The following is a 25,279-nucleotide window of genomic DNA, read 5'->3' as shown; positions in this document are numbered from 1 at the left end:
CTATGCTACCGGACAAAAGGAAACAGCAGCTTTTGATTCTCGGGCCATAGCATGTTTTCCAGGTCAATCAGCTTGGTGCCAGTATCCACACGCTCCGGAATGTCGATGCCTTCCAGGGCTTGGGCTGCATATTTCACGGCCAAATAACCGTTGCTGAACGGATTCTGGATCACAGTTGCCTGGACGGTTCCGTCCTGAAGCATTTCCATCATCGAGGGAGAGCTGTCGAAGGCCACCATTTTAACCTTATGCTGCTTCAGATTCTGCAGCACTTTGCCCGCGCCCTGCGACGCCGTTTCATTCAATGTGGCGATTCCGCGCAAATCGGGATGCTTCTGCAGCATGTCCCGGGTTAATGATTCCGCATGGTCTGTATTCGAGGAGGTGTAGGAAATCTGCACGACCTGAACATTTGGATAACGGGCCGCATAGTTCAGGAAACCCTTTTCCCTTTCTTCCGCGTCCCGGGCTCCATAATCAATCGGTCCGCTGGATTCCGGCTGCACGTTCTGAGAGGAGTTGGTGAAATTGATGATTCCAATCTCACCATATCCGTTCAACAGCTGTATCAGTCTTTCCGCTGATTTCTGTCCGGCTTCATAGCCATTTGAACCCACGTAGGCTTTGACTCTGGCCGAACCCACCTCGGCATCGACGGAAATGACAGGGATTTTGTAATAGGCGGCCTGATCCACTACCTGGGCCAACCCCATATAACTGCTGGCTGCCAAAATAATCGCCTCTGCCTTTTGATTAATTGAATCCTCAACCATGGTAATCTGCTTATCAATCTCACTCTCCGAATCAGGTGCCTTGAACGTCAGCTTGACATTGAATTCCTTGGCGGCGGCTTCAGCACCGAGCTTAACCGTGTTCCAGTAATCCCCTTTGTTCATCTTGACAATCATATCGATATTATGCGTTTTATTGGTGCTGATATAAGCGGCGGGAGACGTATTGAAGCAGGAAGTGACCGTCAGCCACAGCACCGGACAAAGCAGCAGGATCAGCCACAATCGTTTGCTTCTCATGGAGATGATTCATCCTCCTTCTGCGGCTCCGGCCCCTCTGTGGTTTGGATTGCCGGGAATGTAATAGTGACCGTTGTGCCTTCCTCAAGCTCGCTTTCGAATGCAAGACCGAATTCGCGTCCGTAATAAAGTCTGATCCGCTCATTCACATTCCGCACGCCTACACCAGAGCCGCTGCCGCTTTTGGTCCCGCCGTTCAAGATCATATTCAGCATTTCCCTCGGCATTCCTAGCCCGTTATCACTGATTGTGATGACAATTAAGCCATGCTGAAGCTCGGCACTAATGGAGATCAAACCTTCGTCTGGCAGCATTTCAATCCCGTGATACAGCGCATTTTCTACAATCGGCTGCAGAATCAGCTTGATCGTCTGGTACTGGAGCACTTCATCCTGCGCCTTGATTTCAAAGCGGAATTTATTCTTGAAGCGGAAGCTCTGGATGACAAGATAATGGCGGATATGGTCCAGCTCTTCCTGCACGGTAATAATATTATTACCCTTGCTCAGGCTGATCCGGAAAAACTTCGACAACGATTGGATCATCGTGACCACTTCCTCATTTTTGCCCCGTTCGGCAAGCCGGATGACAGAGTTCAGCGTGTTGTACAAAAAGTGCGGGTTGATCTGCGACTGCAGTACTTCAAGCTCACCTTTGCGTTTGGTCTCCTGCTCATAAATAATCTGGTCCATCAGCTGGCGGATTCGCTGGAGCATCAGGTTAAAGCGCCGTGACAGCTGTTCAACCTCATAAGCGCCGCTGACATTGATCGGAGTATTCAGGTCACCCTCACCTACCTGCTTGACGGTCCGCTCCAGCTTGCGGATGGGACTGGCAATGAGCCAGGACAGGAAGACGGAGACAGCAATGACGCCAAGAATAACAGCAGCCAGAAACCAGACCAGAAAATGATTCAGATCCCGTTTCGTAGTCACAATTTCATCGTAATAAGCGACACCGACGATTTTCCAGCCGGTTTCGGCCAGCGTGCGTACGGTAATAAAACGTTTCTCTCCTGTCGATTCATCCAGATAGCTGCGGTAAGCATACTCCAGCACCGGTTCCACATTCTCATACTTTAGGCCGGCATAAATGAGCTGCTGCTGCGGGTGATAAACAATGTTGCCCAGCGAGTCCAAAATGTAAGCGTATCCTCTTTTGCCAAGCTTGACCTGCCGGCTCAGCTCATCAATCGTCCGGAAGTTGAAGTCGATCAGTAGGATGCCGGTTTTCAGTTCTCCGTTTTCTCTGTATTGAATCATTTTGCTGATGGAGACAACCCAGGTATACCGCCCCTTGAATAAATTTTGGATATGCGGTGCGGAATAGGAAATCTCCGAGTTTTTTTTGGCAGTGGTGAACCAGCTCTGACTCTCCAGCTGTGTATTCAGGCGCATGTTCTGGCCCGGGGTCCCCACCACATATTTCCCCTGCAGCGTAAACACGGCGACCGACACCAAATCTTCTCTGCTGTTCATCAGCGTATCCATCCGTTCGTACAGCAGCGGGGAATCAATAGAGGCACTGGTCGTGACCTGTTCCTCCGCCGTCTCAAAAATATTGCTCATTCCTTTGACATACAGCTCCAGATTATAATTCACCTGCTCTATTATCTGCTGCATATTCAGATTGGCATTCTCCTCGGCTGTCTTCGCAAACTTGTTGTACAGCATGAAGCTGACGATCACCGCAACCAGCACAGTAACCGCCGTGAACGACACCGTAATGATAAGCTGAATACTCCGAAGTTTGGAGGATATCCTTGTTTTGCCGCGTCTGTCTTGCTGCGGGCGCAGCGGGAAAAAATAAGCCTTCGGCCTGTTCATGGCTATCCTCCCCGGGAGCTGTTCTTATACTCTTTGGGAGATTGTCCATATTTCTTGCGGAAGCAGAAGCTGAAATAATTCGGGTCGGCAAAGCCGATTTTTTCGGCAATTTCAAAAGCCTTCAGCTCTGTTGAGCGCAGCAGTTCCTTGGCAGCTTCCAGACGGATCTGCAGCAGATAGCTGACAAAGGTCATCTTCATCTCTTTCTTGAAAATGCTGCTGAAATATCCCGTACTGATATGCAAATGCTGGCAGACTTTGCCGATCGAGATGTCGGACTCCTCATAATGACCCCGGATATATTCCTTGGCTTGGTCAATCAGCTGTTTGTAGCTCGACTGCCGCTCCGAAGCGATGGAATCCATCAGCCGGCTGCACACATTGATAATCCACTGCTTAGCTTCGCCCATATTGTTGAATTTATGGATTTCCGTCAGCGAAGACAGCCCTGATCCGATGTAATCCGTGGTCTCACTGCCTGACTCCTTGGCCACCCGTAGAATCGAGGTGATGATCTCCAGCAGAAACACCTGATAGTCCTGCGTCGAAACCTGTGCGGTGTCCAGTCCCCCGAACAATTCGTCGACAACCTCTTTCAGCTCCTGTACCGTGCCAAGCTTGATTGTACGGATCAGCGATTGTTGGGTCAGCTCGTCATAAGCCAGCATTTGATTGGATCTTGACTCCACATCTTCGATCCAGATCACTCTGTTGTTGCCGAGAATGAGGCGGTAATCAAGCGCTTGCAGCGCATCCCCGAATGAATTGAACAGCATGGAGGCAGTATGGCATACTGTTCCGGCTCCTATGGTCACCGTCAGCTTTAGAAACCGCTGTACATTTTGCCGGATTTCCTCCAAGATCGCGAAGGTTTTGCTGGTAATCTCCGCCTCATCCTTCTCCATGCTGACAGAGAGCAGCACGACATCATCCCGGTGTATAAATACTTTGCCGAAACCATGCTTCAGACAAATTTCCTCAGCGATATTAAGCACCGCAAACAGCTGCAAATTACGGTCGCCGGTATCACGCAGGGATACGGGCAGACTCTGGGGAACTCCTGCACCCTTCTCCGAGCGGATATAATCTATGCTGATTACCGAAGACTGAAAGCTCTCACCAGAGAGGTTGATGCCGTATTCAGCACTTTTCTCGGCGATTTCCGCCGGCCGCAGCCTGCGGGAAACAAGCGAGGAGAGGAATTGTTCACGAAGCACAGGCAGACTCTTCCGGTAATGCTCGCTCAGCACAAACACATTTTCTTTCTCAGCGATTTCCGCCTCTATGGTTTTTCTAACCTTGAGCAGTGTGTCGATCAATTCCTGAGAAGAAAACGGTTTCAGAATATACTCGTCAATTTGCAGTTTAATCGCTTTCTGGGCATACTCAAATTCATCGTAGCCGGTGAGAATTATGATCTTTGTATTGGGATGACGGCTGCGGATCCACTCGGACAGCTGCAGTCCGTTCATGAATGGCATCTGGATGTCGGTCACGACCACATCCGGCAGCAGGCGGTCGATTGATTCCGCAGCCTCACGGCCATTCTCCGCCTGATCTACAACCTCAAAACCATAGCTGCCCCAGTCGATCTGTGCGACAATCCCTTCTCTTACGTCCTCTTCGTCTTCGGCAAGAATCAATTTATACATGCTTCATCCCTCTTATAATTTATGTTTAGGTAATTGAGCATTTTGCATAATTCATATTTCGATTGAGAGTCCATGGTTAGGCCACAGCGAAATCTCAGTGTTGTGAGAGCGGAGCGATAAATGGACAGACGGGCAGAATTTCAATGAATTTGAAATTTCAAGCGGCGTTTTGGACTCGTTGCTTGACGATGGCAAGTGCAGAGGCAAGTAACACAATCGCATTCAAATATTGGTGTGTTGTCACTTTTTGAATCCCCCAGACGTGAAGCTGGTCTGCAGTTAAATAGGTCTTCATTCGAGAGTTGCAGCGTTCTACACTGGTTCGTTTATTGTAAAGTTCCTTCCAGCCTCGGCTTTCCCGATGCGGCAACGCGTAACGCCGGAGATCCGTTTGACTGTTGATTTTAACCACCATTCCATAATTGGACGACGAACAAGTGACCATACCCAAAGGACAATCCACTTGACCTGTCGCATGTGGACAACGAAATTTCAAATGTACCTTTTCCTGTCCCCAATACGTCATAGGAAATCCCATCGAACAACAAGGCGTGCCTTTGCGGGTGATCCCCGCTGGCGGTTCCTTTTCATTTCGTGGATTCAGCGGAATAATGGCTTGCGCCTTGACGTTCCGGGCCGCCTCGTAGTTTTTCATTTGGTCGTAGCCCGCATCCAGCATGAAGAATTTCACTTTGGATTTTGCAGCGACAATCGTCATGAGTGCAGGCCCTTCGTCTCCGTCGTTCACATGGGCAGGAGTCACCTGGAGCACCATAGGAAGTTCACTCTTGGCATCGACGGCCAGATGCAGCTTATAGCCAAACCACTTGACTTTGTTGCCGAAGGTGTCGAACTTTGCACCCCAGTTGGCATGGCCAGTGAGCTCGCTTTTTCGCTTGGGTTCTTTTTTCTCGTAGGCGTGAATGGCTGCGCTGTCGATGGCGACATGAGTGCCGTCGATGATTCCAGCTTCTTGGCACTGAGCCACAAGATCCTCAAACAACTGCTTGGCAAGGCTTTTGCGAGTCAACTCGGCAAAAACCCGGCTTAACGTGGAAATTGAAGGGGCGGGGATGTCCAGCCGAAGTCCACATTGGTAACGGAAACGAAGGTCAAACTCCAGTCTGCGCGCTAGGCCGGTGAACGTATCGATGTTCTCTAAGGGAGCCGCGAGTAATGCGCGAAGAATGCCTTGACGGCAGTGCCCGTCCGCTCCTCGGGGTGAAGGATTTCTCAATTGTCTCGCGTAAGGTCGCAGGTCCAGTGCGCTGAAAAAGATGGGCAATCGCTCTTTTGATTCGATTTTTTGAAGCTCCTCAAAGGAAAATAGACTTTCTTGGAGAATATACAAAGGGGACTTCCTCCTCTTGAGTGTTTTGGTGTCGTTACCAAAAAACTTCTCCAAGTTGGGGTGAAGTCCTTTTTTATGCTCAAAATCTCTTTGTGTACCAAGGGCTTAGATTAATGCAAAATGCTCAATTATAAAACTATTCTAGCTGATTCGATCAACTCTATCTATGTTTAACTTAAGTAAGTGGCAAAAGAAACTGAATGGCTATTCACCCGGTTCAGCAAATTCATTATACAGTGGCAATGGACGGGTATACATAAGCAAATTGAGGGAATGATATTCTCCTGCGCAGAACGGTCGGGTTTACCTCTACGAAGAATAGACGGCATAAGATTGAATTTCTAAACAGCCTCGATAAAACGGGGGTTACTGAGGAAACTGCAAAAAAAACCATCCCGGTTGCCGGGATGGGGATGATTGTACGTATTAGATTTACAGCAATGCTTTGTTGAAGCGGTAGCCGGTAGTCTGCTCGAAACCCATATGACGGTAAAAAGCATGCGCAGGCGCACGTTCCACACGGTTGCCGCTTCTAAGGAACAGCTGGCAGCAACCCTGCCCGCGGGCCCATTCTTCCGCTGCAGCTACCAATCTTTTGCCGAGGCCGTTGCCTCTAAGCTCCTCTGATACAATCAGCGCGTTGATTTCCGTAATACAGTCCGCATGTTTGTAATAGGATTTCACCTGCCGAAGTCCAATCATTCCCACAACTTCATTGTCCAGTTCAGCGACCAGTGTGCAATGGAACGGATCATTCTCCATGCCTTCCATTCTCTCTTTCATCACGCTAAGTGTTGTCGGATAGCCGAATTCCCGCAGAAGGGCTGTCACTCTCTCCAGATCATTCATGCCGCATTTGCGAATTTGCAGTACTTGCTCCTGAGTACTACTGTTCATTCTCATATACCTCCACTTTTAGCATAGACGCCGCCTGTTTGGCGGTAGTCCGCGCGATTTCTACATCTTCCGCTGCACTGAGGGCTACTGCCATCCGCCGTCCAGGACGGATTTCAGGTTTGCCGAATACCCTAACCTGCGTACGGGGAAGCGCCAGCGCTTCGCCGATTCCGGATATGGCAAAAGCCTGTCCGGTTTTTTCTGCTTTCAGGGTAGCTGAAGCGCCCGGTGTTACAAGCGCAACCGAGTCCAGCGGAAATCCAAGAATGGCTCTGACATGCAGAGCGAATTCCGATAAATCCTGCGTAATCATTGTAACCATGCCGGTATCATGCGGTCTGGGCGATACTTCACTGAACAATACTCCCTGCTCTGTAAGAAACAGCTCCACTCCAAAAATACCAAGGCCTCCAAGCTGATCAGTTACCGCTTTGGCGATATTCTGAGCTTCTGCCAGCGTGCGCTCACTCATCTGATGCGGCTGCCAGGACTCTACATAGTCGCCGTCCTTCTGGATATGGCCGATCGGCGGACAGAATACAGTTCCGCTTACCGATCGGACCGTAAGCAAGGTAATCTCACTTTCAAACGTAACGAAAGCCTCCACGATGACCCGTGTCCCTTTGGCCCGTGCTCCTTCCAGAGCCGTATTCCAGCAGTCCTCCACATCACCTGGTTTCTTGCAGACGCTCTGTCCTTTGCCGGAAGAGCTCATAATCGGCTTGATCACACAGGGTGTGCCAAGCTCCTCCACTGCCTGGCGCAATTCGTCCAGACTGTCAGCGAAGCGGTATGCCGCAGTCGGCAGGCCAAGCTCTTCAGCCGCTAAACGCCGGATACCCTCCCGGTCCATGGTCAGCCGGGCTGCACGTGCAGTCGGAACTACGAAGAATCCTTCCGCCTCCAGCTCCAGCAGCGCATGTGTGGCAATAGCCTCAATCTCGGGCACAATCACGTCAGGCTTCTCGGAACGGATGAGCGTCTTAAGCGCGTCCGCGTCCAGCATATCAATTACATAGGAGCGATGGGCTACACCCATCGCCGGGGCATCTTGATAACGATCCACAGCTACGGTCTCTACGCCAAGGCGCTGAGCTTCGATAATGACTTCCTTACCCAATTCCCCGCTGCCCAAGAGCAGCAGCTTACGGCTTTGAGCTGAAAAAGGAGCTCCCCACATTGTCGACTCCAACCTCTTTCGGCTAATTTGACTGCTGACTCTCTTTTTCTGTAAATGTCGCAGTTTTCATTGTAAATTTTCAGGCTTCTTTATTTTCTTCCATCAACGACCAGATTGCAAGCCTTCTTCGACATTTTCCTACAATCTTCACAGATCGCCGTCTACGATATCGTCGAAACTTCTCTCCAGAACATTTAATTGATGGCCAAGTTGGCCCCAATGTTCCGCAGAATCACCCCCTTTCAAGAGACCGGACATCACTTCCTCCCGCTCAGCCAGAGCTGCTCGGAGTGTTTCTGCCGAACGTTTCAACGCCTGCTCCGCTACACCCGTATAAAAATCCAATAATAAATCTTCCTGCGTTCCGGCGGCTCCGGCAACTGCTTCCTTCAGCCAAGGCTCCGCTGATGCTCTGACTTCGTTACGCCCCGGCCCCTCAAAGAAATGACGCGGCGATTTGAAGCGGCCCCATAATGCTGCCCAATCCAGAGGGGATAACCAGCACTCCAGCTTATCCGGGGAAGGCCAGTTTTCTTCGGCATTGTCCATGAGCTGAAGCTCCTGAGCCGAAATCGACAGTTCCGACGCGGCCGATGAAGCTGCCGTCCGCACGAGTTTTTGACCTGCCGCTTCCAGGCGCAGGGTAGTCGCCCACAATTCCTGTTCCAGCTCGCGCTCAAGGGTGCGTTCCAGCTCTCTGCCACAGGCTGTTAAGATATCTTTCAGATTTCCGCTATCCTCACGCAGCACGGAAGGATGGAAGGATTCCTGGAAGAAACGGCCGAAAGCAAATCCGATCCGCTGCCGCACATGATAGAGCAGTTCTTCACCTTCCCGGCGCAGGTCGCGCAGCGGACGTTCCTCGGCGGAAAGCGCCGTGAGCCGTGCTTCTGCGGTGCGGCGGCGTTCCTGGAGCTCCAGCAGTCCGGCTTCACGCCTTCCTGCCTCCATCTCGGCCAGCTTCTGCCATTCTTCCGCCCGCATGCGCACGGAGGCAATGTTCTCTTGCGCGGCTGCAAGCGACAACCGCGGCAGTTCTCCGCCCGCGAATTCCGCAAGCGCCTCTTCAAAGGTCTGGAAACGGGAGCTTTCATAAGCTTCCCGGTTGTGGTCTGTTTTGCCTTGCAGCGCCAGCAGGCTGGACAAGGTATATATCCGCGGCGAGGTAAGGCCGCCGGCACGCAGGTTCTGCGCGACATGCCCCTTCACCTCTTCCAGCTCCGCTTCGTCTGCGGCCAAATCAGAAGCGTTGATGATAAAGAACATTTTATCCAGCGCAAAGCTGTCTTTAATTCTTCCCAGTTGGGCCAGCAGACCACGGTCCGCTTTGGAAAAGGCATGATTATAATAGGTCACAAAACATATCGCGTCCGCATTCTTCATGTAACCGAAGGTTACACCGGTATGACGGGCATGCAGGGAATCCGCGCCAGGGGTATCCACGAGCACAATGCCGCTCGCGGTCAAGGGACAGTCATAATACAGGTCAATCCCCTGCACAAAACAGGCCCGGGTCTCCTCGGCGACCAGTCCACGGTATTCCTGCAGATCAACAGTCCGCACCGTTCCCAGCAGTCCCTCCGCTTCTGACCATCCCGCAGCCGCCGCCCGCAGGAATCCGGCATGCGGCAGGGCGGAAGGATGCAGTCCGCTGACCTTCAGCCCAGCCACCTCAGCGGTCCAGCTTTGCCGCTGCGGCGGGGCAAGCTGCAGTACGCTGAAGGAATGGAGGATGTCCTCCCAGAAATCCTCCGCGGTCTTCATCGTCACCACCGCGCTGGCATGGCGGAACTCCCCTTCCGGTGACAGGATGCGGTTCACCGCTGCTGTGGCGGGGTGAGGAGACACAGGCAGCACTTCTTCGCCCAGCAGCGCATTGGCGAAGGAGGATTTACCGGCGCTGAACGCTCCGAACAGCGCCATCGTAAAGCGGCCGGCGGCGATGCTCTCCGCCCGTGCCGCGAGGCTGCGCGCCGCCGAGGCCATGGCCGGTTCGCCGCGCAGCAGCTCTGCCGCAGCGCTCAGCGCCGCTGCGGCCTTCGTGAGCCGGCGGCGTCCGCCCGCCGGCGAAACCGGCCCTGCCGCCCAGGCTGCGGCGGCAGGCCTTCCGGCCGCTGTGCCCGGCAGCGGCCGGACCTCCCGCGGTGCGGCGCTGCTGGCGCCTGCCCGCGGGGCAACCCTCACCTCCGGCAGAGTGCCGGGGGTGAGGGTCCGGCGCGGCGGCAGCAGCGCCAAGAGCTCTGCCGCGCGGGCATCCGCCGCGCGGTCAAGGGCAGCCAGCGCGGCGAGCGCGCGCGCCTGCCGCTGCAGGGCTTCTTCGCGGCGCGAGACCTCGGCGCGCCGCTCTTCCAGCAGCGGCGGCAGCTTCGCCAGCAGCTCATCGCCAAGAGACAGGGCCGCCCGGCGGAACTGGGCTTTAATTTCAGCCGCAAGCGCGCGGGTGAAATTAAGCAACGCCTCGCCCGAGGCCCCGGTTCCCGGCTTCACCGAAGCCGCCAGCCACTCCTGGCTCACCGCCGGAAAACTTTGCTTGAGCAGATTCTCGGCCCCCTCCTCCCACACGCCAAGGCCTTCGGCCCATTCCCGGACCAACTGAAGAATATGCCATTCCAGTTGGGCGGTGATTTCCCGCGTTTGCAGTCCGTGCCAGGCTTTTAGCCGTTCTGCTTGCACCTTCTCCCGTTTCGCAGCCGTAAACAGCAGGCCTTGCCGGAAGCCGGGAGCCAGGCTTTCAGCATAAGCACCCGCAGCTTCCCTTACATCGGCAGGCATCAGATTGCTGTTGCCCAGCAGCGCATCGAGTGCATTGCGCAGCGTTAGGATTGACTGATCAGGCAGCTCTGCAAGCTCCTTACGCTCTTCGTTACAAGCCTGAAGCGCTCTTTCCACGGAGTACTTATCCGCACCACCTGATGTTTCCAGCAGCGTTTCGCGCTCCTCCTGCTGCTGCTCGCGGTATTCTGTCACAACCGCATCGGCCACATGATGTACCGAGCGGGACAAGCTGTAGCCAAGCAGCTCCTCCCGATGATCCAGCAGCTGGCGAATCAGTATAAGCAGACCGTCCCATTGATTTAGCGGATGCTCCATGTCCTTAAGTGAAGTGAACAAAATACCTGCGGATTGAATTCCCCATTCGTGGAAAGCGCTTTCCAATTGCTGCCGGTAGGCTTCAATGGCAATTTCCTGTTCACGGTGCTTGTCAATCTGATTGATAATAAGATACAGCGGTTTGCCCCAATCACTGAGGTTTTTGGCAAAAGCCAGGTTATTCTCCGACTGCACATGATTGTAATCCATCACATAAAACACCACATCGGCCAAGTGCAGTGCGGAACGCGTCGCGGCTTGATGCCCGTCATCCGTGGAATCAACCCCCGGGGTGTCCATCAGAACACCATGTGCTCCAAGCAAAGGCACATCCCCCCAGACTTCAATCGCTGAATAATCACCGCCCTTGCGGCAATATTCCTGCAATTTCTCCGGTGTGGTCTCCCATGGGGAATTTGTCTCATTTTGTCCTTCCACCTTGGGATAGAGCAGTACGAGTGGTGCTCCGCTACGGATAGACACGACATTGGCACTGGTCGGAACGGGCCCGGAAGGCAGTACATTGCTGCCGCATAACCTGTTAATCATACTCGACTTCCCTGCCGAAAAATGTCCGCAAAAGGCGAGTGTCAGCTCACGGGCACACTCTTTACTCTCCAAATCGGAGAGTACCCGCTGCGTTTCCGTCTCCCCCCACCGTTCCATCAGTGCTCCCAGCAGAGTAAGCGGCGAATCCGTCAAATTCACTGTTTTATTCTTGGTTTGTTCTGCTGCCACTATCTCCACCTCCGCTGCATCCTAGAAAAAATCGACTTTGTTTGAAGTCTATGTACGTACCCTTCATAAAGCGATATCTAAAATAAATATATCTTAACGTAAAAATAAATGACATAACTAGAATAATTACATTTTATCACCAGTTTGCCACAAATCAAATATTCACGAATTACAAAATCCCCTATAAACCTTTACAAAATTCAGTTGACGGAAAATTATGCATCCATGACTTGACAATGCAATATTATGGAATTATTATATCCATATCGGATATATCAATAATGGATATATCCAAATCAGATATACCTATTAATTTAGAAAATGGAGGTGCGCCAATGTCCAGAGCAAATTCCCTGCAGACCGAACAGTTGACTGATTCGGCTTACTACATCCTGCTTGCCTTACTCTCTCCGAAACACGGCTATGCGATCATGAAATATATCGAAGAACTGACGACCGGAGAAGTCAAAATCGGGCCCGCAACACTTTACACCTTAATCAAGAAAATGCAGAAATCAGGCTACATCCTATTGAATGAGGACGACGATGACCGGCGGAAGACTTATCAGATTACTCAGAGTGGGGAGCTACTTATTACAGCTGAAATCGAACGGAGACTTAGAATGGCTGCACACGGGAATGCCGCAATACAAACTGCGAAGGAGGGATCATCTGATGAAGAAGGATAAACAAACACGTTATGTGATATGGAAAGGTCTCGCTATTAGCGAGGAAGCAGATATGGACAAATTAAGCACACTATCAGAAAAAGGCTGGTTCCTGGATCATTTCTCTTTAATTGGTTACGTAATCCGCAGGGGAACGCCGCATAAGCAGATTTACTGTCTGGATATACGTGAATTGCCAAAGGAAGAGGAGGCAGAGTACCATAATATTTTTGCGGACAGCGGCTGGACTTATGTCTGCTCCGCCGGAGACTTCCATATCTTCTCGGCAGAACCGGGAACTGTTCCCATCCATACTGACCGAGCGACTATATATGACAAATATACCAAGGTTGCCCGAAGCAGCAAAACATCAGCTTTCATAACACTGTTGCTGACCTTAGGAAGCATTGCTTTAAGGTCCCTGTCTACAAAGGTATGGAACAGTTCACTTCTGGAGTACTCATCTCTCGTAGTCTTAGTGTTGTGCGTCATGGCATTCGTACCTTCCACCATGGTCTATATTGCATACTCCTTGCGTTTAAGGAAGTTCTCCTCTTAAGACCATTCCATAAAGATGCCCGCGTTCTCAATAACGCACTACGAACAAAGAGCCGGCCCCAAGGCCGACTCTTTGTGTGTAAATCCTATTACGCTGTTTCCAGTACCGGAAGCAGAATTTCGAATACTTTACCGTGCTGCAGAATGGTCAGACCACGGGATTTGTCTCTCATAACAACCACTTCAGGCTTCTGGGACATCCGTTCCAGGTAATGCTCAGGCACATCGCCAGAATGGCTGATCGTGATGCCTTCTACTTCCTGCTCTTCATTTTCTTCCAACGGACTTTCCACTACTCGGTCAAAAATATCGGAAAAAGCTTCAAAATTATTGGTATATACAGAAATGCATTTCATCTCTATCCCATCCTCTTCTTCATCTCTAACTTTTTACTTGCCTTTAAAACATCATTATCTTTCCTGATTACAGCTGTTTTCATACGTTTCTTGCCCTCACGGCATACATCCAAGAGCGGGCAAACCTGACAACTTGGATTCTGGGCTTTGCAGTGATAGCGGCCAAAAAAGATCAGTCGATGATGTGTAAGTGTCCATTCCTCACGCGGCACCGCCTTCATCAGCTTCTTCTCCACTTCCAGTACGGAATCCTTCCAGCCCGCAAGTGCGAGCCGCTTGGATACCCGTTCCACATGGGTATCCACAGCAATCGCAGGTACGCCAAAAGCGTTGGACACAACGACATTCGCGGTCTTGCGGCCGACCCCGGGCAATGTTACCAGCAAGTCATGAGCCTGTGGCACTTCTCCGCCATATTGCTCTATGAGAATAGAACAAAGGCTTTGAATATGCTTAGCCTTATTGCGATACAAGCCGATACGCCGGATATCCCTCTCCAATTCCTCCAGCGGCACGGAAATATAGTCAAGAGGGGTTTTGTACTTTTGGAACAGGTCCTCGGTCACTTTGTTCACTGTTGCGTCCGTACATTGGGCTGACAGCAGCACCGCAATGGTTAGCTCAAAAGCGTTGCTGTGATTCAGTTCGCAATGCGCATCAGGAAACATGTCTCGAATCGTATCCAGAATGTGGCGGACCTCTGCAACTTTCACCGGCGTCCCCTCCACGGAGTATTTACACTCAACAAACCAGACGAGCGTATCTTCTCTGATGTATAGAAATATAAACAAGTATAACCGCTTATATTTCAAAAAAAACGTCTTGATCCAGACAATCTCCTGGATCAAGACGGTGTTTCTCACGGAAAATCACCATTGCCACTATTGTTTCACGACTTCAACTAAGACATCGTTTTTGAAATACAATATAATATTATCATTTTCTTTGAGAGATTGCACGGATAAAGTCGTGTCACCCTGGTGAATATATACACTCGAAGTGATCGCGAACTGATAATTCGTATCGCTCAGAGAAGATCGTTTGGTTACGATCTGGTTATTTAGGCTGTCGTAGCGCGAAACCGAGCGGCTAAGCTGCTTCAGTACAGTGACGATCGCTGATCCGTCAGCATCTTTGCGGACATCCACCCGGTCAGCTGTAGTAAGACTGCCAAGACCTGTCGTAGTGACACCGTCACGGATAATTTTTACGCCACCGCTGACTGCAAACGTCTGGGAGGTGCCTGCATAATCCTTAAGTACGAACGAACCCGCAGCTGCATCTACTGACGACACAACACCAGTATTCTGCTTGATGTACTGAAGTGATACTGGAGTGCTGCCGCTTACGGTCAGATTCACATAATCACCGACCTTCAAGTCGCCAATTTTCAGGGTTTGCCCTGCTTCATTGGTCATTGCTAAAGTCAAAGTATTCAGTTCAAGCGTTCCTCCGGACCATTTCACACCCAGCTTATTCATTGGTGCATTAAGGGTAGTGATTTCAACTTGTACTGATGAGTTCACTTTAAGCACTGAGATGACATCCTGATTGCTCGTAAGCACTGCGGTTACCGATGAGTTAAGAGGTATATCTGTGATGGCAGAAGATGTACGTCCAAGAATATCTATTACCTGTGGATAACCCAGGGTAAGAGTTTGCCCCCCTGCGAGCTTTAGAACAATCGTTCTGGTTGTTGTATTAATCTCGGACAGGGTTCCTGTATATTTGGTGCTGGTTTCTACCGAAAGGGCCCGCTGGCCGACAGCTTTTACATCCACCCTGCGCCCTTCGTAGAGATATATCCCCATAGTAGTCAATGATGTGGTAATGCCCTCGTCAAAAGCAAGTTTTGTCTTGTCATCAATCTGTACCAGATGTGCTTTACTTTTTCCGTCCATAACTGTCAGCAGCTTTGTCTTGCTATTAAAAGCAATTACAGTCGCACCGATAAATTCATCCAGCTGGCGGTTCAGCACTTCAATCTTTGTCACCTGATCAGAGCTGTTGAGGGTAATCTGAACATTGTCTCCACTGGTCGCATCGGCAAGCAGATCACCGATTACCGGGTTAGCAACGTTAGGTATCACAATTGTCGGCGCCGGCGATGTAGCCAACAGCTTCACTTCGCGCGCACCGTCAGACTTTTTATAAATAATGCTTGAGCTTGTAAGCTCATAAATCGATCCCTCTACCGTTCGCTCCGTGCCCGAAGTCACTTCCACCGAACGGATGACATTGCTATTTATCGTATATTTCACAGCGGCTCCGGTCTTCAGGTCGGCTGGCAGCAGAACTGCGTTTTGCGAACTGAACAGCGTAACCCCGTCTTCCCACTTGAACGTTTCCGCAATTCCGGAAGCATTTTTGAACGTGATGCTTTTTGCTGCCTGATCCACACTTTGAATTGTCCCTGTAGTCGTTTTGTTCACAACGCCCGAGGTCACCTGAACCTTTACCACCTTATTAGTTCCTGTGAAAGTTTCACGCAGCAAGGTAACTTTACTGTTTGCGGTAATTGCTCCGGAACTAATCGTGCTTCCATTTACATCTACAAAAGAAGTATCGGTATCATAGCTGTACTGGTCATATCCCGTAGCAGAATCAAGCCAAATCGTACTTGGAGTGATCTTGGCAAAGTTCCCTTCGACACTTACCACCTGCTGGGCAGGATCTGTCACCTCAACATAAGCTGCATTATAGGTTGCACCAATAACGGTTACTTTGGTATACGGCTGAACATCATTCAGACTGATTCTTGTGTCCGCCGTACTAGTGTAGTATGCAGTTACGGGAGTCAAATTGAAGACAGACGGTGAACCGTTGCTGTAAACGGTCATTTTCCCGTCCTTCAAGGCACTGATGCTCCCTTTGACTGTGTTGTCATACCCTATAGTGTTAAATGCTTCTGCGCGGCTGAAGAAAGTTGCCACTTGTGCACGGGTTACCGCTCCTTGTGGATCAAAGCGGTTGCCGTCAAGACCATTGGCCAGTCCCAATTCCACGGCAGTGTTCACGTAACCCCGCTTATTCGCCGAAACCTTGGCATCATCAGCGAAGCTAGTCGGCTTGCCTGATACTGCGGCCGCTTCGGAGTTTTTGCCAAGAGCACGGACCAGCAATTCGGCAATCCATTCACGTGATGCCTTGCGGTCACCCCAGGATGTCTTTAGATTATCCGCCGACATTTCAACCGTCTTGTCCAGAAGGCCCTGCTGGAAAGCCAGCACAACAAACGGCTTGAAATAATTGGACACCTGGAAATTAGTCGGAAGCACTACGTCAGTGCCGGTATTTACTTTGTCCTCAAGCTTCATGAAGCGAAGTGCGATCAGCACAGCTTCCTGCTGGGTAACAGAGTCACCCGCACGGAATAATCCGTTATTTCCGACAACAAGACCTTGCGCTGCCAGCTTATAGATATGTTTTTCTGCCCAGAAGCCTGTTTTTACATCGCTGAACAATCCTGGTGCAGCTGCAGGTGGCGTAGCTGTAGGTGCAGTTGTAGCTGCTGGCGTAGCTGTTGCTGCAGGTGTTGCTGTAGCTTTTGGCGTAGCTGTTGCTGCAGGCGTTGCCGTAGCTTTTGGTATTGCTGTTGCTGCAGGCGTTGCCGTAGCTTTTGGTGTTGCTGTTGCTGCAGGCGTTGCCGTAGCTTTCGGTGTTGCTGTTGCTGCAGGCGTTGCCGTAGCTTTCGGTGTTGCTGTTGCTGCAGGCGTTGCCGTAGCTTTCGGTGTTGCTGTTGCTGTTGCTGCAGGCGTTGCCGTAGCTTTCGGTGTTGCTGTTGCTACAGGCGTTGCCGTAGCTTTTGGTGTAGCTGTTGCTGCAGGCGCAGTCGTAGCTTTAGGGGCAGCAGTAGCTGCGCTCTCAGCGAATGCAGCCCCTGCACTGCCAAGCACCATAGCGCCGGCCAGAACAGCAGATGCCGCTTTGGTGGAATAAGCTTTAATAGAGTGATTGGATCTTTTATGACCGGACAATAGGTTATTCCCCTCTCTATGCTTCATGTAAATGGTATATTAGTAATTCGGCAAACATTTCCAAAATTCCTGTGAGACGTTTATAATGCGCTGTTCTCCCGGGTTATTGGATGCTCTAAATCCACATGCCCCATTAGACTTTCCACTTGCTCACCATCAACCAGAAGCTCAACGCTTTTCACTTCTTCGAACTGGAAGAAGAGTTGGGCCAGTGCACTGATGGCCATGGATTCACCGCCAGCGCCCAGTTGAGCCTCAGCCGGTTTATGGATGTCCATCACAACCTGTCCATCCGTAAATTTAAGTGATTTAAGCTCAATACCGCTCCATAACGGGATCATATCCGCCTTATCGCTGTTTTGCAGCGTTTTGAATGCTTCAGTATATTTCTCCGTATCGTTCGCGAAGCTTATCTTTGCAGCAGCCTTCACAAGCTCCATCTGCTGCGAATCCGTGTAGTACGTGGAAATGCTCTGGCTTTGTTTGTCAACTTCAACAGGCTTGTCCGTTGCAACAGGAGCATCGGTGCTGACCGGCTCGGCAGTGGCGGGTGTGTTGAGCCCTCCTGCATTGCTGTTGCTGTCACTCTTGCTGTCTCCATTTCCGTTATTTCCTTCGGCTCCGCTAACGACTGCAGGGGAATTTTGTCCCGCTTCATCAGCCGGTGCTGCAGCCGGCTTGTCTCCGCAGCCTGATATCACCAGTAGAAGAAGTGCCGCAACCCCTGCATATGTCAGTTTTTTGTTCATCAACATTTACCCCCTCTAGATGAATACGGGCAGACAGAACTGCAAAGCCTCTTTCGCCTGCAGATCAGGCCGAAAGCTGGCTTTGCAGCTCTCATCTGCCGCTAAGTCTGCTGTTACATTCCCAGATATTCCTTGATACCGCTGACCATGGATGCTGCCACATTGTTCTGCAATGTTTCCGAGAACAACAGCGATTCATCGCCTTTATTGCTTAAGTAACCTACTTCTAGTAGTACAGCAGGCATTGTCGTCTCACGAATGACGTGGAAATTGCCATATCTTACACCACGGTCGCTAAGCCCGGTCGCCTTGACAAGATACTTATGCATCACTTTCGCCAGTTCCTTGCTCGCTTCCCGCTGATAATATGTTTCTGTTCCACTTGCAGCCGATGAACCACTGCTGTTCGCATGGACGGAAATAAACAGATCAGCCTTAAGCTTATTGGCCATACCCGCACGGTCTTTTAATTCCAGGAACGTATCATCGCTGCGAGTAAGCACCACATCGATTTTATTCTCCTGTTTCAGCAGCGCTGCTGCTTTAAGAACAACGGCCAAATTAAAATTCTTTTCATATTTACCGGTAACCCCTACAGCTCCGGAATCCTTGGCGCCATGGCCGGCATCCAGCACCACCAGCTTCCGGCCGTTATTGCCGGGCTGTGTCGTCGTATCTTCCGTGCTTTGCGCATTCAGATCAACCACAACCAGCTTAGAGGCATCACCTGATACTTCAAGACTATAGTTCTTGGAAGTGTTCAAATCAATTACAAAGCGGACGGTATAAGGGCTTGTACTGTACAAAGAATAACGTACACCTGATACATCCGGGTAATCCGTTACAGCAAGTTTGCCATTCAGGTTGGGGTCAAGTTCTTGTCCACTTCCGAACACATCCGAGAACGTGGCATTTGGCAGGTCGACTACAATCCGGTCCGGCCCTGTCATCTTCGTTATATTCGGCGCGGAGCTTCCATCCATTGCAATGGTCAGACGGTTCTGGCTGAAGCTGATGCCATTAACCATTGTCAGGCCGCTTGTCGACTCTGCCGGAGGAACAACGACGGTTGATCCACCGTCACCAGAACTTCCCTCTGAACCGGTGTTATTACCGCCAGTTTCCGGGGTAATAATGTTTACAGTCTTCTGGGCGTTATCCCAGGTGACAGTAAGGCCAAACTGCTCGCTGACAAACCGGATCGGTACGAGTGTAGTACCTGCGCGCGCTACTGGCGCCGCCGTGAGAATCACGGTTTTGTCATCAACGGAAGCCGCCGTTTGATCCACGATCAGCTTGATCGTCTTGCCCTGCTGTTCAATTGTAACTGTCTTGCTCTTCTGATCCCAATCCACCTTATAGCCAAGGTTTTCGGCGATCATTCTTAGCGGCACCATAACTGAGTTCTTTACATTTTCGACCGGCGCATCCTGCCCTGCTGTCAGCTCCTGGCCATCCAGATAGATCTTATTCCCGGCAGCAGCATGTCCATGCTCCGGCAATACCAGTACAAAGAGCAGCAGCAACAGCGTAAAAGCAAATTTCTTCATTCTTCACCTCTAAGAATCTAGTATTCCGCCAGAGAACGGCGTTCATGATGATCTCGCCATTGACAACCCTCGACATTGATTAGACGCTGGTATCCGCTAAAAGTTGCGAATAAATCCCATTAAAAAGCTAGTAATTCAGAGCCCTATTAACAAGATTCTATATCTATAATCCCAAATACTCCTTAATTCCGGCTACGATTTCCCTAGCCAGCCTGTCTTGAAACTGGCCATCATACATGCCCGCCTCATTCCCCTGATTGGTAAGATAACCTACCTCCAGCAGCACTGCCGGCATTGTAGTTTCTCTTGTAACATGCAGACTTTTGCTCCTGATTCCGTTGTCCTTGAAGCCTGTTCCCGCGACCAGATGCTTGTGGAGAACCTGGGCGAGCGGCAGACTTTCAGTACGGGAATAGTAAGTCTCACTGCCATTGATCTTTTCCCTGTTGGGATAAGTGAGCTCCAGCGAGTTTCCATGCACTGAAATAAACAGGTTCGCTTTATTTGCTTCAGCAATTACGACTCGATCCTGCAGACCGAGTGTGCTGTCATCCGTACGCGTAAACACCACGTCGACCAGACCTTCCTGCAGAAGCAGTGCTCCAACCTTATTCACAACTGAGAGATTGAAATTTTTCTCCAGCTTCCCTGTCAGGCTTACCGCTCCAGATTGTTTACCGCCGTGTCCCGCGTCGAGAACGACAACCGGTTTGCCTGTGATTCCCGGTCCTACGGTAGTACTGCCTCCATTAGCCACTACATTTAAATCAATTGTAACCAGTCCGGTGCTGTCGTCAGCACTTACCTGATATGGCTGTGTTCCGATCGTTTGAATAACGAACCTTACGGTAGAGGGATTAGAACTGAACAGCGCATAACGGACTTCCGAAATCAATGGGTAACCGGTAACATCCAGCTTACCTTGCGGACTGCCGTTAGGGGCTGTGCCAGGCAGACTGCCAACGAAATCCGCTGCAAACGAGGTATTGGGGAAATCAACCACAATCCGGTCAGGACCGCTCATCTTGGTAACAGTAGGCTTGGCTCCACCCGTGGCGGAAACGATCAAACGATTTTCGCTGAACACTGCTCCCATGATCTGAGGCGACGTGACTATCGTACCGCCGCTGCCGGGGATCGGCGTTGGTGTTGGGCCTGCGGTTCCTGTCACGATCTCTCCCTCTGATCCAGTTTCATTCGGGACAGGGGTCGGACTTGGACTCAATGCGGGCACCGGTGTTGAACTGGCGGACGGCGCTGGAGTTACAGAAATATCCGTACCACTTGTAGAACCGCCGCTTAAATAGACAGTTTTGTCGCTGTTGTCCCAGCCAACTATAAGACCAAATTGCTCACTTACAAATCGGATAGGCACTAGTACAGTTCCATTATTCTGCTTGGGTGCCGCATTTAGAGCTAGTGTAGTTCCATCGGCTTCAGCCGTTTTGCTTCCTACGGCCAGCAGAACGCTTCTGCCATCCTGTTGAACGGTTACTTTACGCGACTTCGGCTCCCAGTCGACTTTGAACCCCAGATTCTCCACAACTACCCGAATAGGAATCATAACGCTTCCATCGACATATTCAATTTTGGCGCCTTTGGGCATTGTCAGCTCCTGATTATCCATAATAATCTTGCCTGTCCCGCTTCCGGCGGCGGCAGCTTCATGGCCGGCGAATGATAGCAGTAACAGTGGCAGCAGCAGCAATAATAACACCCGTTGTCCGGCTCTTCTCATCCTTTCTTTTCCTCTCCTTCTGGTAAATGATAGATACATAGATAAGATTAAGACGACAGAAATCTCCAAAAGTTGCCTTCTGCGGCAATGAATATATCGATTATAGCAAAAAAACTTCTATTTCCGACACCCGGAAATAGAAGTTTTGTGTAAAATTTGTAAAGATTACGTATTCTTCAGGAAAAAAGCTCCGTTTTCCCTATGACCCAACGTTCGCCTTACATCGCTTACGAAAACAGCTTTGCCGCGTGGCGCTCCTCATAGGCGGCGATTTCATCCGCATGCTGAAGTGTCAGCCCGATATCATCGAGCCCCTGCAGCAGGAACTGGCGGCGGTGCTCATCCAGCTCAAAGCTGATCAACAGTCCGTATTCATCGTTAAGCGTGTTGTTCTCAAGGTCAACCGTCAGGTTGTAGCCTTCATGGGCTGCCGTACGGCTGAACAGCTCATCGACCTGCGATTCCGACAGCTTGATCGGAAGAATCCCGTTCTTGAAGCAGTTGTTGTAAAAAATATCGGCATAAGATGGGGCAATCACTACTTTGAAGCCATAGTCCATAATCGCCCACGGCGCATGCTCCCGGGAGGAGCCGCAGCCGAAGTTGGCCCGCGAAATCAATACAGATGCGCCTTTATAGCGCGGTTTGTTCATCTCAAAAGCGGCATTGTCATTGCCCGCTTCGTCAAAACGCCATTCGTAAAAAAGAAATTGTCCAAATCCAGTCCGTTCAATCCGTTTCAAAAACTGCTTCGGAATAATAGCATCCGTATCTACATTTACCCGGTCAACCGGGGCAACGATTCCTGTTAATTTCTTAAAAGCTTCCATTGTTGTATCCTCCCGCTCTCTCTACGATTTCTATGAATTGACGGCTTCCGTCTTGTAGTTCCAGTCGCGGACGTCGGTGAAACGTCCCTTGATTGCAGCAGCCGCGGCCATTGCCGGGGATACGAGATGCGTGCGTCCGCCGCGTCCCTGGCGTCCTTCAAAGTTGCGGTTCGAGGTCGATGCACAGCGTTGTCCAGGCTGAAGTACATCCGGGTTCATCGCAAGGCACATGCTGCAGCCTGCTTCGCGCCATTCAAAACCAGCTTCCGTAAACACTACATCAAGTCCTTCCTTCTCCGCCTGCAGCTTCACGCGTCCGGAGCCCGGAACAACAATTGCCGTAACCTTGTCGGATACCTTGTGACCTTTGGCTACCTCGGCAGCAGCACGCAAATCCTCAATCCGGCCATTCGTGCAGGAACCGATAAAGACATAATCAATCGGAATTTCCGAAATAGGTGTACCTGGTGCCAGATCCATATATTCAAGCGCTTTTTCAGCGGCTTTACGTTCATTTTCAGTCGAGAAATCAGCCGGGTTCGGCACACTGGAATTGATGTCTGTGCCCATGCCCGGGCTAGTTCCCCAGGTCACTTGCGGAATCAAAGATTCCACATCAAACTCAACAATAGTGTCATATTCTGCACCTTCATCGCTTACAAGGCCTTTCCAAGTTTCAACGGCAGCATCATAAGCGGTACCCTGAGGGACATATTGGCGATCACGCAGGTAGTTAAAGGTAGTTTCATCAGGAGCAATCAGACCCGCTCTTGCCCCGCCTTCGATCGACATATTGCAGACGGTCATGCGTTCCTCCATCGACAGCTCACGGATGGATTCACCTGTGTATTCAATAACATAGCCTGTTGCAAAATCAGTGCCGTATTTGGCAATGACACCGAGAATCATATCCTTGGCAGTCACTCCAGGATTACGTTTGCCGATGAAGCGGACTTCCATCGTTTTGGCTTTGGATTGCTGCAAGCACTGGGTAGCCAGAACATGCTCAACTTCACTTGTGCCAATACCGAAAGCCAGTGCGCCGAATGCTCCGTGCGTGGAAGTGTGGCTGTCGCCGCAGACTATGGTTTTGCCGGGATGTGTCAGGCCGATTTCCGGGCCCATAACATGTACGACACCCTGATCGATATCGTTCAGGTCGAACAATCTGACTCCGAAATCACGGCAATTCTGCGACAGCGTGTCAATCTGCTGTTTGGAGATCGGATCTGTAATGTTGTAACGGTCTTTAGTAGGAACGTTATGGTCCATGGTAGCAAAAGTAAGGCCGGGACGGCGGACTTGGCGTCCGCTGAGACGGAGACCTTCGAAGGCCTGTGGAGAGGTAACTTCGTGCACCAGATGCAGATCAATATAAATAATGCTAGGCTTACCTTCCTCTTGATGGATTACGTGATTTTCCCAAATTTTCTCAAACATTGTCTTCTTGCTCATGTCTTCACCTCATATAGTAGAATCGTTCATTGGAAGAGAGTGTGGAGTCTCTCTTGAATGATCTAAATATAACATCGCCCCGTTTATAATTCCAAGATATGATTTCTATAGAACTGATAGGCTGCGTCTATAAGCTGTGATGAGGTGAGTTGGTATACCCCTTGTTACATAAGGGCTTAAGTAATTCCAGCCATCAACGCTGGATACACAAGGAGGACCCTACCCTGTATGTAGACATCAGCCTACATAGCAGCCGAGATGTGGTTACCAAAGGTACTTTAAAGAATATGGAGCGGACTTCCATGGTTGAGTTTTAACCCCGGGTTTCCTCTATCCCCTCCCCTAAAAATGTAAAAGGAGCGTGAACTTGTGAAGACAGATTACGTTTATCCGGTTGTTGTCGCGCAGACAGAAACGAATTTAAGTATGTACTTCCCTGACTTTCCGGGAACGGCAGTAACGGCAATTGAATTGACAGAAGGTCTGGCACGGGCAAAGGAATTGTTGGCTTTCCTCGCCCAAGAGTTGGAGGAATCCGGTACACCTCTTCCCAATCCCTCAAAGCCGGAACAAATCACCCTGGAAGACTCAGGGGATAGGATCGTCTATGTAGAAGTCTTCATGCCACCATTTCGGGATGCTGCTGGCTTGAACTTCTCCCAAGTTTTACAAAGCGGTTTGAAAGATGCTTTAGGAATTGACAAACAACACGTTTGATCAGGCATTTCTTGCGAACCCACCTATCCTATAGGGTGATTTGCTGGACCGCCTGATGAGGGCTGGATGGGTACCAGCCGAAACGGACTCCCGGATTTTCGGGAATCCGTCGCGGGAACCCGCTACGAGCTCGCCATTTTTTAGCTTACCTATATATATGTTATGTTATTTGTAGACCAGTATTTACCATTTCAAGTTATATTCTCGATGCTCAATTAGACAGCTATGGGGCCTGTGCATATCTATATTACCAACTTCAAGGATCTTCGGATTGGAAGTTGCTAGTGGGTTATGGTTATACAGGAGGAAATACAAGGAAAGGGAACATGATAATATTAAATAAACCTATTGAAAACGTAGCTAAGATAAGGGTTGAGGGAAGTGGACAGGCTTTGATTTATACTGCCGAGGTATACTCTGCTACACCAACTCCTACTGTGGAGCCTACGCCATCTGCAACACCAACAGCTACACCTGCTCCAACAGCAACGGTGACGCCTAGCCCAACTCCTACGGCAACCTCAACAACTGAACCAACAGCTACAGCTACGAGCACGCCAGTTCCAACAGCAACACCTACGCCAATCGTGACTCCAAAACCAACAACAACTCCTAAGCCCACAGCAACTCCAGAGCAGCCTACAGGAGATCGGGCTATCCTTACCATCACTCTGGTGAATGGAACAGAAAAAGAATACGACCTACCAATTGCTGAAGTAGATACATTCTTAACCTGGTACGATGCCCGTGATGCAGGTAGAGGCCCTTGGATGCATGCAATTGATAAACATAGCAACAACAAAGGCCCCTTTAAAAAGCGTAAAGACTATGTAGTATTTGATAAAATACTTACCTATGAAGTAAGTGAGTACACAGCAGCAGAATAAATAAAAACAAACCCGTCAGGTTTAAGCCC

General features: G+C 50.3%; 19 protein-coding genes. 4 read left to right on the top strand and 15 right to left on the bottom strand.

The window, feature by feature from the left end; translation table 11 throughout:
- Nucleotides 1-5: 5 nt before the first annotated feature.
- From NYE29_RS22120 to NYE29_RS22090, 7 genes are all read right to left on the bottom strand, one after another.
- On the bottom strand, nt 6-1,031 hold the full coding sequence (locus NYE29_RS22120; protein ID WP_340897487.1) for a substrate-binding domain-containing protein: 1,026 nt from the start codon (nt 1,029-1,031) through the stop codon (nt 6-8).
- Nucleotides 1,028-2,857: a sensor histidine kinase gene (locus NYE29_RS22115; protein ID WP_340897485.1), complete on the bottom strand. Its 1,830-nt coding sequence runs from the start codon at nt 2,855-2,857 to the stop codon at nt 1,028-1,030. Before NYE29_RS22115 ends, NYE29_RS22120 begins: the two co-directional genes overlap by 4 nt.
- A gap of 2 nt (nt 2,858-2,859) precedes the next feature.
- On the bottom strand, nt 2,860-4,509 hold the full coding sequence (locus NYE29_RS22110; protein WP_340897484.1) for a response regulator: 1,650 nt from the start codon (nt 4,507-4,509) through the stop codon (nt 2,860-2,862).
- Nucleotides 4,510-4,666: 157 nt separating this feature from the next.
- Nucleotides 4,667-5,860 (bottom strand): transposase, encoded by a 1,194-nt coding sequence (locus tag NYE29_RS22105; RefSeq protein WP_076114670.1) that lies wholly within the window; start codon nt 5,858-5,860, stop codon nt 4,667-4,669.
- A 432-nt stretch (nt 5,861-6,292) separates the two neighbouring features.
- On the bottom strand, nt 6,293-6,757 hold the full coding sequence (locus NYE29_RS22100) for a GNAT family N-acetyltransferase (RefSeq protein WP_144024272.1): 465 nt from the start codon (nt 6,755-6,757) through the stop codon (nt 6,293-6,295).
- Entirely contained in the window at nt 6,747-7,937 is a 1,191-nt protein-coding gene (gene purT / locus NYE29_RS22095) for a formate-dependent phosphoribosylglycinamide formyltransferase (RefSeq protein WP_340899771.1), read from the bottom strand. Before purT ends, NYE29_RS22100 begins: the two co-directional genes overlap by 11 nt.
- A gap of 147 nt (nt 7,938-8,084) precedes the next feature.
- Complete coding sequence (locus NYE29_RS22090; RefSeq protein WP_340897481.1) at nt 8,085-11,765, bottom strand: dynamin family protein; 3,681 nt, start codon at nt 11,763-11,765, stop codon at nt 8,085-8,087.
- Nucleotides 11,766-12,100: 335 nt separating this feature from the next.
- Between NYE29_RS22090 and NYE29_RS22085 the strand changes: the two genes are divergently transcribed.
- Nucleotides 12,101-12,454 (top strand): PadR family transcriptional regulator, encoded by a 354-nt coding sequence (locus NYE29_RS22085; protein ID WP_076109798.1) that lies wholly within the window; start codon nt 12,101-12,103, stop codon nt 12,452-12,454.
- Complete coding sequence (locus NYE29_RS22080; RefSeq protein ID WP_076109799.1) at nt 12,441-12,992, top strand: DUF2812 domain-containing protein; 552 nt, start codon at nt 12,441-12,443, stop codon at nt 12,990-12,992. Before NYE29_RS22085 ends, NYE29_RS22080 begins: the two co-directional genes overlap by 14 nt.
- 88 nt (nt 12,993-13,080) lie before the next feature.
- On the opposite strand, the gene NYE29_RS22075 is transcribed toward NYE29_RS22080, so the two are convergent.
- From NYE29_RS22075 to leuC, 8 genes are all read right to left on the bottom strand, one after another.
- Nucleotides 13,081-13,347: a hypothetical protein gene (locus NYE29_RS22075; RefSeq protein ID WP_038594340.1), complete on the bottom strand. Its 267-nt coding sequence runs from the start codon at nt 13,345-13,347 to the stop codon at nt 13,081-13,083.
- 2 nt (nt 13,348-13,349) lie between these two features.
- Nucleotides 13,350-14,060: an endonuclease III gene (gene nth / locus NYE29_RS22070; RefSeq protein WP_038600229.1), complete on the bottom strand. Its 711-nt coding sequence runs from the start codon at nt 14,058-14,060 to the stop codon at nt 13,350-13,352.
- Nucleotides 14,061-14,228: 168 nt separating this feature from the next.
- A complete protein-coding gene (locus NYE29_RS22065; protein ID WP_340897479.1) occupies nt 14,229-17,351 on the bottom strand; it encodes an S-layer homology domain-containing protein in 3,123 nt (1,040 codons plus the stop codon).
- Between the two features lie 53 nt (nt 17,352-17,404).
- On the bottom strand, nt 17,405-18,073 hold the full coding sequence (locus NYE29_RS22060; protein WP_340897477.1) for a GerMN domain-containing protein: 669 nt from the start codon (nt 18,071-18,073) through the stop codon (nt 17,405-17,407).
- 113 nt (nt 18,074-18,186) lie between these two features.
- A complete protein-coding gene (locus tag NYE29_RS22055; protein ID WP_340897476.1) occupies nt 18,187-19,623 on the bottom strand; it encodes an N-acetylmuramoyl-L-alanine amidase family protein in 1,437 nt (478 codons plus the stop codon).
- A gap of 163 nt (nt 19,624-19,786) precedes the next feature.
- On the bottom strand, nt 19,787-21,361 hold the full coding sequence (locus NYE29_RS22050) for an N-acetylmuramoyl-L-alanine amidase family protein (RefSeq protein ID WP_340897474.1): 1,575 nt from the start codon (nt 21,359-21,361) through the stop codon (nt 19,787-19,789).
- A gap of 227 nt (nt 21,362-21,588) precedes the next feature.
- Complete coding sequence (leuD, locus tag NYE29_RS22045) at nt 21,589-22,191, bottom strand: 3-isopropylmalate dehydratase small subunit (protein ID WP_038594353.1); 603 nt, start codon at nt 22,189-22,191, stop codon at nt 21,589-21,591.
- A gap of 30 nt (nt 22,192-22,221) precedes the next feature.
- The gene (gene leuC / locus NYE29_RS22040; protein WP_340897471.1) at nt 22,222-23,646 is read right to left on the bottom strand and encodes a 3-isopropylmalate dehydratase large subunit; all 1,425 of its coding nucleotides are present in this window, start codon (nt 23,644-23,646) and stop codon (nt 22,222-22,224) included.
- 369 nt (nt 23,647-24,015) lie between these two features.
- Here leuC and NYE29_RS22035 point away from each other — a divergent pair, with 369 nt between their 5' ends.
- Both NYE29_RS22035 and NYE29_RS22030 read left to right on the top strand, forming a co-directional pair.
- A complete protein-coding gene (locus NYE29_RS22035; RefSeq protein WP_340897470.1) occupies nt 24,016-24,363 on the top strand; it encodes a type II toxin-antitoxin system HicB family antitoxin in 348 nt (115 codons plus the stop codon).
- Between the two features lie 326 nt (nt 24,364-24,689).
- Nucleotides 24,690-25,250: a hypothetical protein gene (locus NYE29_RS22030; protein WP_340897469.1), complete on the top strand. Its 561-nt coding sequence runs from the start codon at nt 24,690-24,692 to the stop codon at nt 25,248-25,250.
- Nucleotides 25,251-25,279 lie beyond the last annotated feature (29 nt).

This window comes from Paenibacillus sp. FSL M7-1046, assembly GCF_038007405.1.
Classification (GTDB): Bacteria; Bacillota; Bacilli; order Paenibacillales; family Paenibacillaceae; genus Paenibacillus_AQ.
The sequence above is the reverse complement of the archived record's forward strand: the minus strand, read 5'-3'. Positions and strand labels throughout refer to the sequence as shown.